Origin of the sequence: Brakhagea baltica, assembly GCF_052161605.1 — a bacterium.
In the GTDB taxonomy this organism is placed as follows: Bacteria; Planctomycetota; Planctomycetia; order Pirellulales; family Pirellulaceae; genus JBKCUI01.
On record NZ_CP197409.1, the window covers coordinates 3,906,723 to 3,919,615 of the forward strand.

Here is a 12,893-nt window from a genome sequence, read left to right on the forward strand (position 1 = left end):
ATAAGATTCATCGCTACATCACAGAATCTTAACATGTACCTCATCATATCGACACACTTTTGAGCTAAAACGCCTGCCAAAGTTCAAGGGTCGAACGACTCCTGATTTCCCTGTTGGATCTCTCAATCCTTTCGATCTGAGGAACACGAATGATGCGTGTTTGGATTTATGGTTTGGTCTTGGCTTGCATGCCAAATTGCGTGCTTTCTGAGCCTTGCACTGCTGATCTGCCGACCGAGGAAACCGTAACCAAAGGGGCGACGACAAACGTCGAAATAACGCGATCCTTTCAGCAAGGCGTCGAGGGATACCAAGGCACCGTTGACACCGAAATTTGGGCACTTGCGCCCAACATTATTCTCGCGGACAATCCCAACGCTTCGTCAGATTCGGACAATGATGGTGGCGAAAGTCAAGTTCTCATCCGATTCGATGACATTTTTGGTTCTGGTGATAAGCAAATTCCCAAGGGAGCCAGGATCATTCAGGCGAGCCTATATGTTAGTGCTTTCGATCCAGGAAACACGGTGCATCTGCATCGAATGAATGTGCCCTTTTCGAAGACGCCCACCTGGAATTCCCTCGTGGATGGGGTCTCTGCAGATGGATGCGAAGCGGCTCGTACCAAAGACAGTCTTACCTTTGGCAAGATCGCCGCTAACAGCTCCCTGGTTATCTTCGACGTGACTGACACGATTCAATTCTGGTCCGCTGGACATCCCAATCATGGATGGGTCTTTATCAACACCGGTGGCAATGGATGGGACTTTTACACCAGCGAGTTTGAAGATATCTCCCAACGTCCAAAACTTGAAATCCTCTACACCGTTCCGACCGCGCCTACTCGTCTTACCAAAGTTTCCGATGGAGGGAATCATGCTGCCAAATAGTAACCAATCTCGATCGAACTCCAATCCGTTTCACGCTTGCGGCGCCCCCAATCGACGAGCGTTTCTCTATGCCGGATGGCTTGGTGGGGCGGGTTTGACTCTCGGTCAAATGCTTCAACTAGAGGCGATGGCGGGAGAACGCAAAGGTCCCGAGCCCAAAGCGAAATCGGTCATTCACATCTATCTCAACGGTGGCTTCCCCCACATGGATAGCTTTGACCCAAAGCCTGATGCCCCTGCCGAGTATCGCGGTATTCTGGATCCGATCAAAACCACTCTGCCGGGCGTCTACTTTAGCTCCCATATGGAATCTACTGCGAAGGTTGCCGATAAGCTAACAGTCGTGCGGAGCATGTCTCACACCGAGGTCGATCATAGCCGGGGGCAACATAGTATGTTCACCGGTTATCGGCCGAGCCCCGCTTTGGTTTACCCAAGCGTTGGTTCCGTTGTAGCTCAAGAGCTAGGACCTCGCGAAGCGATGCCTCCCTATATCTGCGTTCCAACCCAAGGGAGTGAGTTCCTAGGAAGCGGTTATCTCAGCAATGCTGCTGGGCCGTTCTCGCTGGGGGCTGATCCTGCACGTGCCAATTTCTCGGTTCGCGATTTGAATCTTCCCAAAGGTGTAGATTCCAGTCGCTTCGAAAAGCGAAAGAATTGGAAGCAGTTGGTGGATCAACACTTTGCGCAAATGGAATCGGACGATTCGCTTGCGACCATGGATTCCTTCTACCAACGAGCTTATGATCTCTTGGCTTCCCCCAAAGCTCGTGATGCATTTAGCTTGAAACAGGAGTCCGATGCGACCAAAGAACTGTATGGCATGAATCCCTGGGGACCAGTGCTTCGCCCTAGCGCTGGGCCCAAGTTTCTCATCGCTCGACGATTGGTCGAGGCGGGAGCGAGATTTGTTACCGTAAGCTACGGTGCCTGGGATACACACGCGTTTCACTACAATGGTATCCAAGTAGCGATGCCAGACTTTGACCGTGCCTTTGCAGGTTTGATCCAGGATTTAGACGACCGAGGCATCCTCGATTCGACGCTGGTGTTGGTCACCAGCGAATTTGGCCGTACTCCCAAGATCAACGCTGGTGGAGGCCGCGATCACTGGCCTCGCGTCTTCTCGATCGTCATGGCGGGTGGTGGTGTCAAAAGAGGTCATATATACGGTGCATCAGATGGTTTGGCTGCTGAACCCGCAGACTCGCCTCTCTCGGTCGAAGACTACGTTACGACCGTTTATCACTTGCTCGGTATCGATGCTAGCCAGTCGCTTATGTCGCCTGGGGATCGGCCGCAGCAGATCGTTATGAACGGCAATGTCGTACAAGGTCTCTTAGCGTAAGTGAACGTCATGAATTCTTATTTGCGATATGGCTTAGCGATATGCTTGGGATCTATGGGAGGAATCGCGATGGCTTCCAAGCCGTCGCTGGAAAAGATTACACCTCCCATCGGTACGCGTGGCTCGAGTTTCGAAGTGACTGCCATCGGTTCGGGACTTGGTGACATAAAGAACGTTGTGTTTTACGAACCAGGTCTGTCCTGCAAGTCGATCGAGGCTTCGCAGGATGAAGAAATTCGGATCGTGATCGAGGCTGAACCAAACTGCAGGCTCGGAAACCATCCGATTCGCTTGAGTGGTCCCAATGGTGTCAGTGAAATCCGCTTGGTTACCATCAGTCCCTTTCCGGTGCTGCGAGAAGAAGAAGCAACCGGAAAACCCCTTCCCTCCAACCAGACGGTCTTTGGGACGCTCGAGGGGGATGCTGTCGATAGTTATGAATTGAGCCTTGTTGAGGGGGATACTTTCTCAGCAGAGATCCATGCCATGAGACTCGGGGTCGGATTTCTTGACACCAAGGTGGAGTTGCGAAACTCTGAGGGAGTCTTAGTCGCAGCGAGCGATGACACTCCCTTAACGGGCCAGGATCCTATTCTGTCGATCCGGGTGCCACAATCTGGACGCTATCGCATTGACGTTACGAGCGTCGATGGACGGGCGGATGCAGATAGCCCCTATGCATTGCATGTCGGCACTTTTCCCAGACCCCACGGCATTTTCCCACTGGGTATCTCTGCTAATTCGAAGCAGGTTGTTGCAGCGTTGCACGCAGATAAAGAGATTGATTCGAGCTACGAGATCTCTTCCGTAGGCTTGGAACCAGGAACCCAATTCGTTGAGGTGATCGATGACGGTGTTAGCTGCCCATCACTGGTACCCGTTCGTGTATTCGATGGCACAGTTCTAGTTTATTCGGAAAGAAACGGTAACGACACAGCCGCTACGCTCGCAGTCCCATGTTCTATTCAGGGGATAATTCGCGAGGCCGGTCAGAAGGACCAAATAACTTTTACGACTCCGTCGAGTGGCATGCATCGCATCGAGGTATTCGCTTCCCGAGTCGGTTCCAAGCTGGATAGTGTGATCGAGCTACGGGACTCGGAGGGTTGGCTTGTGGCAACGGGAGACGATTTCGATGGGCTCGATTCCCGGATCGATTTCGTTGCAGAAGAAGGAAAATCGTACTCGGTCAGCATCTTTGATAAGCGTGAGAACGCGGACTTCAACACTCACTATTGTTTAGAAGTTACTCCTGTAAAGACTGCCCTTACAGCGTTCCTCCCCCGCCGAGATAAACGCTCGCAAGCGAGACAAACCATCGAGGTCCCACGTGGTAATCGCGTCTTGACTTACTTCGGTGTTCGCAAGGAGGCGACTGATCAAAAAGTGGCGATTGGACTAACCAATCTTCCTTCGTCGTTGTCAGTACAGTCGGCTAGGGAGCAAACCGATTCGTTTGTGATTCCTGTTGTCATCGAGGCCGCCGTGACTGGGGCGGAGGTTGATACTCTGGCAGGCGTTATCAACACTGTGACAGGCTCGGAGATGGACTTTGAGCAAGTCATCGACTTGATTTCGCTATCCGCTGATCGCTTATTCCACGGTGCATCCGTTAACCGAATCGTCGTCGCTACAACCAATCCCAATCCATTCCGTGTCGATTTGGAACCTATCGTGGTGCCTTTGGCTTCGGATGGAACGCTAGAGCTAAAGGTTAGGGTACATCGCGATGACGATTTTGATTTGCCAATAGAATTGAAGCTGTCATACTTGCCCGAATGGGTGGAAGCGGCTGAGAAGATCGTTGTTCCAGCGAATCAGTCGGAAGCTCTCGTCTCCATTCGAGCTTACGAAGGGGTAAAGCGTCAGGAATGGCCGCTAGTTGTGGAGGCGACGGCGAGTTTACCAGCGCGAGCCGCATCGGATGACGGTGAAGAGCGACGACCGCGTAGACGGTCTCGTTCACCTCTAGACTTCAGTACTGTAGCCAGTTCGATCGAACTCCTTCGAATCATTGAGACGCCTTGCACCGGAACAATTGATCCCATTTCGGCGGAACAATCGCAAACCGTCACAGTTCGTTGTCAAATGAATTTGGGCTCAGGTCTTCCAGATCAATTGACTGCGACGCTCGAAGGGTTGCCAAATCGCGTGACGGCCGAGGCAGTTGAGATCGATCGTAACACGTCAACGGTCACCTTTGAATTGACGATGGCTGACGATGCGCCTTTAGGAACATTTCCCGATCTTTATTGTCGCTTGAGCGGTGAACTGAATGGAACACCGGTTTCCTATTGCCTCGCTCGGGAAACCAAGCTTGTCATTTCCAAATTGGGAGAGTCGATGAAGGATGAGAATGGAAATCCACTCAGCCCACTCGATGCTCTTCGTCGCAAGTCCGCTACCAATAACCTCAACAACAATCCGTAAACAAAATGTCAACCATTCGAAACCAAATCCAATGCTTGAGCTTGGTGGGTGTTCTGGGGTTAGTAGCCGGAATACCGTTTGCTCGGAACTTAGTCGCAAATGAAACCAATCCGACTGATACGAGCAATCGCATCACCGCTGGTATGAACACAGCGAAGCTAGAATCGCTCCGGGTCGAACCGGAGTCGATTGTTCTCGATGGCGCGCGCTCGCGGCAGAGTTTGCTCGCGACGGCCGTCTACTCTGACGGGAGCACTCGCGATGTTTCTGCTTTTGTCGCGGTGACTATAGAGCCGAGCGGTTTCCTGCAATACGAATCGGAAACTCTGTTTCCTGCTGAGGATGGTAAGGGGGAATTGACCGTCACGTTTGAGAACCAAACGTTAGCGATTCCTTTTGAGGTTCAAGATGCAAAGAAGAATCCACCCATTGAGTTTCGGAATGAGGTGCTTCAAGTCCTGACAAAAGCGGGCTGCAATTCTGGAAAATGCCACGGTTCAGCTTCGGGTAAAGACGGATTTCGACTAAGTCTGTATGGCTACGATCCTGAGGGGGATCATTTTCGATTGACGCGAGAGTTGTTCGGGAGACGTATCAATTTAGTCTCTCCTGAACAAAGCTTGCTTTTGTTAAAAGCTCTGGGTGAGGTTTCTCATACAGGTGGGCAATGCATAGAGCAGGAGTCCGAATCGTTCGAGTTGGTTCGACAATGGATTCGGGAGGGAGCGAAATCCGATTCCGCGGAAGCAATAGAGCCTACGAAGATCGAGGTCTATCCGAAGCGTTCCGTATTCGCTAAGCCGCTCGGTGATCAGAAACTAGTGGTTATGGCGACGTTTGCGGACGGCTCTCGCCGCGACGTAACAGCCCACTCTGTGTTTATGAGCAACAACGAAGGGGTTGCAGCGGTCGACGAGAGGGGAATGGTTTCCGCTAAAGGACCTGGGGCAGCCTTTGTGATGGCTAGATTTGATAAATTCACCCAAGGAACCGATTTTGTCATTCGTCCTGGTAAAGATTATTCTCCTAACTTCCCGAATCCTTCGAATGAAATCGATCGCTTAGTCAACCAACGTCTGAGCTTCTTGCACATCGAACCCTCAGGACTCGCAAGCGATGAGCAATTCCTGAGGCGTGTTTACCTCGATTTGATCGGACTGTTGCCGACGGAAGCGGAGTACACTGCGTTTATGGCTGATCGGTCTGCGGATAAACGAGCTAAATTGATCGACGCGTTGATTGCTCGTGATGAGTTCAAAGACATTTGGGTCATGCGTTGGGCCGAGTTGTTGCAGATACGGACTGCTAATGGTATCAGTCCGAAAGCTCTCAAGCTCTATGATCAATGGCTCAGAGACTTCGTTCATGCAGGTGCTACGATTGACCAGATTGTCCAAACCGTCATTCCTGCAACTGGTGGTACGATTGAGAATCCCGTTTCCAACTACTACCAAACTGAAACGACTCCGCAATTGATTGCCGAGAGCGTCGCACAGGTCTTTCTAGGAACTCGGATCCAATGTGCGCAATGTCATAACCATCCGTTCGACCGATGGACGATGGATGACTACTACGGTTTCACTGCCTTCTTTAGCCAAGTAGGCTATAAGCAAGCGATCGACCCACGAGAATTGACCGTCTTCGATAAGAAGGAAGGAATGATTGAACACCCTGTTGCTGGCCGGACAGTCGTGCCACAGTTCTTGGGAGATGGAGCACCGCCTCAGGTCGACGGAAAAGACTATCGCGAGGTGCTGGCGAACTGGCTGGCTTCGAAGGATAACCCCGCCTTTGCTAAGAACATTGCTAATGTTGTTTGGTCTCACTTCTTCGGGATTGGTATTGTCGAACCGGTAGACGATTTCCGTGTCAGCAATCCACCATCGAACCCGGAGTTGCTTGACTATCTGGGTAGCCGGCTTGCGGAAGAGAGTTTCGATATCAAAGCACTCATTCGTGAGATTTGCAATTCGAGAACCTATCAGACTGAGACGAAGCGGACTGAGATTAATCGACTCGATGAGCGTGAGTTTTCTCACCAAAAAATCCGAAGGTTACGAGCTGAAGTCCTTTTGGATTCTATTTGCCAAGCCACCGACGCGGCGGAACGATTGCCAGGATTGCCACCAGGTGCGAGGGCAGTTCAAGTCGCTGACGGACTGGCCGCCAATTACTTCCTCAATACCTTCGGCCGATCCAATCGTAGTACACCTTGCACATGCGAAGTCAAAACCTCCCCTACTTTGTCGCAAGCTCTGCATTTGCTAAATGGTGACTCAACCACAGGCAAAATCAAGGAAGGTAATATCATCCGCAGTATGCTAGATCAAGGAGTAAAGCCTATTGATATTGCTCGCTCGCTTTATCGACGTTGTTTAACACGCGAGTGCACCGAGGAAGAAATAAAATCGATTCAATCTAATCTGGCTGATTACAAAGATCCAGCCGAAGGGTTAGAAGACCTGTTCTGGGCGATACTCAACTCCAACGAATTCATTTTCAATCACTAGGATTATCGAAGCCTTATCATGATGTCACAATCTATGAGACAAATACGAGGGGACGGACTAACGGCCTTGCTGACTATATTGGCAGGCATTGCCGCGCTGAAGGGAATTTTCGGTGTTGTGTTTTCTTCTACCTCTGTGCAGGGAGCCTATTCACTCGAGCCAGTAACCGCTTCGATTGAGGCTGTTGTCGAGAGCGAAGACGAAATCGTTACCTACAACCAAGTCCAGCCAATTCTTAAGAAGCACTGCCAGAGCTGCCACAATGAGAATCAGTCTCGAGGTGGCTTGTCTCTAACCGGTCTCGACAAAATTGAGGCTGGTTCGACCTCTGGAGAAGTGGTAGTGCCTGGCGCGCCAGAAGAAAGCATGCTCTACCTCGTGACTGCACACCTCGAGAATCCCAAGATGCCTCCGAACAAACCCAGGATCCCAGCACGCGAACTAGCATTGATCGAAAAGTGGATTGCGACGGGGCTTTCTAAAGAGTTAGGAAAGACGGAATCTACTCCGTCAAAAACCGAGGTCGCGAGCACCGAATCCGACGAGGACATGAGCGCCATGCGACGAGAACCGCAACTATTGTCGGAATCCAACTCGAGTACTGAGTCGAAAGAGGGGTCGTTTGAAGATACAACTCCCTTTCCACAGCTTAGCCCTATTTCAGCAGTCGCCGTTCACCCCACGAAGCCGATAGCAGTCATTCCAGGGGTAAATCAGTTGCTCTGGATTGATATCGATGGCAAGTTATCGACCAAGGCCATACCGGTCGCTGCAAGTGCAATCACCACCCTTTCTTTTAGTCGTGATGGGAAGCAACTATTGGTAGGCTGTGGCACCCCCGGCGATTGGGGCAAGATCTTTAGATGGGACGTAGAATCCATGCTATGGTCCGATCCAATCGGCGACGAGTCCGACACACCATTGTGCATGAGCGAATCCCCGGATGGGCGGTTCCTGGCAATCGGTAATTCCACCAAGGATATAAATATCTACGCGTCCGAGAGCGGACTGCTATTGCATACTCTAAAGAAGCACACTGACTGGGTCACTTCGGTTTCTTGGAGTCCGGACGGACTGCTGTTAGCTACTGGCGATCGTTTCGGCACGATCTATTTATGGGAAACAGCTACGGGTAGCGTATTTACAACGCTCCGAAATCATGTTGGCTCGGTGACGGGACTTGTTTGGTCTCACGACGGCGACGAGTTGTTTTCTACTGGTTGGGACGGTTTCGTGCGACGTTGGGATCTACACTCCCAAAGCGAGCTTAAGAATTGGACCGCTCATGCTAAAGGCAGTCATGGTTTGCTCAGTCTTTCAGAGGACCGAACCGTTGCAGACAAGGGGACCATTGCCACCTATGGGCGAGACGGTCTGCTCCGGTTATGGACCCTTAACGGTGAATTGGTTTCCGAGAAGTCTATGAAGGAAGAAATCGTTGTTGCCGCATACTTTGAAGAGAATGATGACCAGCGAATCGTAGTTTGCGATGCCGCTGGGTCGATCGCGTCAGTCGAGTTTCAAGCCGATAAGAATACCGTTGATAATGAAATAGCTCTATCGATTCCAGTTAGGTCGGTCAATCCAGAGTTCACTTTTTATCGTCCCGTGGCTCCTAATCGTTTAGCATCAGTCGTGAAGGAGGATGCCGTTCGAATTGTGGAAACGTCGAGCGTTAGCATTCCCAAATCAGATTCTTACGGTGTCAAAGAGGTGGAATCGACGACTTCTTTTCCAAGCAGCTGGAAGAGTCGTATCGCGAGCGACTTGGCCGATAGCCAACGAGCTCTGGAGAGTATTGAGCAATCGAAGGCACAATTGCTAGAATCCTTGTCGCAGATCGAAGAATCTTCAGCTCGATTGAAGCAATTGATCGCTATTCAAGAAGCTCGACTCAAGCAACTAGAGATCGCCGAGGAGAAAAAATGAGAATCGGAATCGAACCACGAAGAAGCTGCAAAATGCTCGCACGATATTTTCTTTTAGGAGCAGCCTCTCTTTCAATCGGGATAATGGCGACACCCAATCAAGCAGAGGACTGGCGGGGCTGGCGAGGGACTAGGGGGGATGGCATCAGCCTAGAGGAGAATGCGCCTCTTACATGGTCTGAAACAAAAAATATTAAATGGAAGATTCCTGTAGCAGGAATCGGCGCTTCTTCACCCATCATTGTGGAAGACAAGATCTTTTTGACCACATTCGATCCATCGGCGTTGGTCCGAAGATTGATTTGTATCAAGCTCGAGGACGGCTCGCTTCTTTGGTCGACCGATCTTCATACTGGTCCTGTTGAGCAACAGCATCGCGACAACACCAGCGCGTCCGCAACTCCCACTAGCGACGGACAAGCGATCTACACGGTGTTCGTTGATGACAAGGAGATGAATGTAGTTGCCTGTGATATGGAAGGTCAGGTTTTGTGGAAGAAATCGGTAGGAAGCTATTTTTCAAGGCATGGTTTTGCTGCATCTCCAGTACTTTGCCGGGAAGGTCTCATTGTCAATGGACACCAAGATGGCGAAGCGTTCATCGTCCTACTTGATACGCAGTCTGGCGAAAGCAAATGGCGTTACCAACCAGATATCAACTTGCGATCGTTCTCGACTCCTTACGTAACAAAATGCGGAGGAGAGGAGCGAATCATTGTCGCGGGTGCCAATCAAACGATAGGACTTGATCCGAAAACGGGCTCGCGTGTTTGGAACGTTGATGGACCGACTGGGAAGATCGTATCCTCGGTTTCGGTCGGCTTGGACCATGTATTCAGTTTTGGTGGTTCACCGGAACCGAGAGCAATCGCATTTCGAATTGCTAAGCCGGGCCCAGATGGGGCAACATGGCTGGAGGGGGACTTGACCAAATCCCAAGTGAGTTGGTCATTGAAAAAGAATATGCCGTATGTCCCAACCCCGTTGCTGTATGGAGATTTTCTACATGTTACCAATGATGACGGAATCTATAATTGCTTAGAGCCCTTGACGGGAAAAACAAAAAAGGCCAACAGGCTGGGATCGAGCACTTATAGCTCACCCATTGGGGTTGCCGGCCGGGTATACATGTTCGACGACGAAGGCAACTGCACGATCATCAAGAATAATGACCAATTCGAGGTGCTCGCTAAGAATTCCCTAGGCGAACGAGTCCAGACCCTACCTGCCTTTTCCTCTGGCAAGATGATCGTCCGTGGCGCGGAGCACCTTTGGTGTATCCGAGAAGAGACCGAATCAACAACTCCAAACTGATTTCCTACCGATTACTCAAACTCAGATTTCATTTATCACATGAGAAAACATATCCCTATCTTCAGTCGAATATTCGCTCTAGGCGTCGTCTCTACGGCTTTGAGCGTTCCCGTCAGCTTTGCACAGGATGATGCGAAGGGCGAAGCGAAGAAATCGAAGGAGCTAGCCGCCGATCCCGCCGAAGTCCACAAACCAAGCCTGATTCCCGATCGTGTCGTGCTTACGTTGCAATCGGATCCTAGAACAACCCAGGCAGTCACTTGGAGAACGAGCACTGCCGTCAAGGATGCCGTTGGTCAGATCTTGTTAGAAGATCATGGACCGCTTAAAGAGAAGAATGCGATAACCGTCAAAGCCAAGATGGAGTATTTGAAGACCAACTTGAGTGAAGCGCACTACCACTCTGTCGAGTTTACGGACTTAGAACCTCAGACCACTTATGCTTACCGGGTTGGCGATGGTGTCAACTGGAGCGAGTGGTTTCAATTCGTCACCGCACCGAGCAAACCCGAACCTTTTTCGTTTGTCTACTTCGGAGATGCTCAGAACGATGTTCGCAGCCAATGGTCGCGAGTTATTCGCCGAGCCTACACCGATGCTCCCAATGCAAAACTCATGATCCATGCCGGTGACTTGATCAATGTTGCTGAGTCAGATGCGGAGTGGGGAGATTGGTTCAAAGCGGGAAGCTTTCTGCATGCAACAATGAATTGCGTGCCCGTTCCTGGCAATCATGAACAGGCCAAGGTCGATGATAAAACCAGACGCTTATCCCATCACTGGAGAGCGCAGTTTACGTTACCCGATGCTGGGCTGCCCGGCTTGGAAGAGACATGTTACACCTTTGAATATGCAGATACCCGATTCATTGGATTGAATAGCAACGAAAAGCTCGATGAGCAAGCAGCCTGGCTCAACAAGGTTTTGGCAGCCAACAAATCCAAGTGGGTTATTTGTACGTTTCATCACCCTGTCTATTCCACGGGTAAGGATCGTGACAACCCAGAGCTACGAACCAAGTGGAAGCCTATTTTCGATGCTTACCGAGTGGACTTAGTCTTGACCGGTCATGATCACACCTACGGCCGAACCGGCTTGGAAACTCCTGTCATTGGCTATGAAGTAAACGCTGCGACGGGAAGTAACGTTGCCGATTCTGGCACAGGTACTGTTTATGTCGTGTCGGTTAGTGGTCCCAAGATGTACCCTTTACAACCGAGTGAGCACATGAGAAGGGTTGCCGAGGACACGCAGCTTTATCAAGTTATCACGATTGACGGCGACACATTGAAGTTCGAAGCCAGGACAGCCCTCGGTTCGCTTTACGATGCATTCCAGCTCACGAAGCGTCCCGGTCAAATCAATGAATTGACCGAGATTGATCCGGAGATAGAGACCAGAACTCGTCCGGAGCCGATCAAGGAAGCCGCGACCGTAGGCTCCACGAAGTGATCAGCCAATAGTAGCGGATTTGACGCAAGCCAACCGGTAGGGTATCAACAAGCCCGCCGCCCACGAACTCCGCCTGTGAATCTCCCCCTCGCTCTGCGTTGATCCCGCTTGGCTCGATCAGCGGCTTCACCGCCAAAAAGAGGGGGGATGGTTCGTCCGTGCTACCGACATTTGGTTCGTACGGAACAAGGAACGTCCCGACGGGGTCGGAGACTCTTCCACTGCTTGGCGATGGTCTCGGTTTTGGGCAAGTTTGGGCAAGACAGTCTCGGAGTGCAGCTCAAGAGCTTTCCCAGCTAATGAGCGGCTGGTTTACTTGCTCGCGAGCAGGGGTAGCCCGAAGGGTATGGTATCTCGTAAACTGAGCGTTTTAGTGGGTGTGGGAAGTTGATAATCAATCCTGCCTTCACCCAGACTATCTGTTTGCCGGACCACCCTTTCGCAAAGAATCAACGTGACAATCGCATACGACAAAGCTGCCCTCCGTGAAATCGTTCTACAACATGCACTAAAGTTCGGACAATTCACCTTGGCCAGTGGCAAACAGGCAACGTATTATCTCGATTGTCGTACCATCACGCTCCACCCTAAAGGGGCCAATCACATTGCGGCAGGCATGCTCGACGTCATTGCATCCGGGGTATTCGGAGGTATGCCTGATGCAGTCGGTGGTTTGGCGATCGGAGCTGACCCCATTACGGCTTCGATTGTGGTTCATGCTGGATTGCGAGATCTGCCACTCCTAGGCTTTATGGTCCGCAAAGAGCCCAAGCAGCACGGAACCGGCAAACTGGTCGAGGGGCCTGTCACGCCTGGGATGAAGGTTGTCATTGTCGAGGATGTCATTACCAGCGGAGGTAGCGCGCTAAAGGCTGCCACAGCGGCTCGTGAGTTCGGCTTGGAAGTCATTGGAGCTGTGGGCATCATTGATCGTCTCGAAGGTGGGCAAGCGAACTTCAACGCGGCTGGGATTCCACTCAAGACTCTGTTTACGATCGAGGATTTCCTCGAGAAGAAGTAA

At 51.1% G+C, this 12,893-nt stretch carries 8 protein-coding genes; all 8 read left to right on the plus strand.

The window, feature by feature from the left end; translation table 11 throughout:
- The first annotated feature begins 149 nt into the window (after nt 1–149).
- The 8 genes from SH449x_RS14990 to pyrE all read left to right on the plus strand — a co-directional run bounded on the left by SH449x_RS14990 (nt 150) and on the right by pyrE (nt 12,893).
- Nucleotides 150–890: a DNRLRE domain-containing protein gene (locus SH449x_RS14990; protein WP_482376883.1), complete on the plus strand. Its 741-nt coding sequence runs from the start codon at nt 150–152 to the stop codon at nt 888–890.
- Nucleotides 877–2,238, plus strand: a complete 1,362-nt coding sequence (locus SH449x_RS14995; protein WP_482376884.1) for a DUF1501 domain-containing protein — start codon at nt 877–879, stop codon at nt 2,236–2,238. Before SH449x_RS14990 ends, SH449x_RS14995 begins: the two co-directional genes overlap by 14 nt.
- A gap of 9 nt (nt 2,239–2,247) precedes the next feature.
- Entirely contained in the window at nt 2,248–4,668 is a 2,421-nt protein-coding gene (locus tag SH449x_RS15000) for a hypothetical protein (RefSeq protein WP_482376885.1), read from the plus strand.
- A gap of 5 nt (nt 4,669–4,673) precedes the next feature.
- Nucleotides 4,674–7,178: a DUF1549 and DUF1553 domain-containing protein gene (locus SH449x_RS15005; RefSeq protein WP_482376886.1), complete on the plus strand. Its 2,505-nt coding sequence runs from the start codon at nt 4,674–4,676 to the stop codon at nt 7,176–7,178.
- Between the two features lie 18 nt (nt 7,179–7,196).
- Nucleotides 7,197–9,107: a WD40 domain-containing protein gene (locus tag SH449x_RS15010; protein WP_482376887.1), complete on the plus strand. Its 1,911-nt coding sequence runs from the start codon at nt 7,197–7,199 to the stop codon at nt 9,105–9,107.
- Nucleotides 9,108–9,139: 32 nt separating this feature from the next.
- Complete coding sequence (locus SH449x_RS15015) at nt 9,140–10,420, plus strand: outer membrane protein assembly factor BamB family protein (protein WP_482376888.1); 1,281 nt, start codon at nt 9,140–9,142, stop codon at nt 10,418–10,420.
- A gap of 39 nt (nt 10,421–10,459) precedes the next feature.
- The gene (locus SH449x_RS15020) at nt 10,460–11,872 is read left to right on the plus strand and encodes a purple acid phosphatase family protein (RefSeq protein WP_482376889.1); all 1,413 of its coding nucleotides are present in this window, start codon (nt 10,460–10,462) and stop codon (nt 11,870–11,872) included.
- Nucleotides 11,873–12,326: 454 nt separating this feature from the next.
- Entirely contained in the window at nt 12,327–12,893 is a 567-nt protein-coding gene (gene pyrE / locus SH449x_RS15025) for an orotate phosphoribosyltransferase (protein WP_482376890.1), read from the plus strand.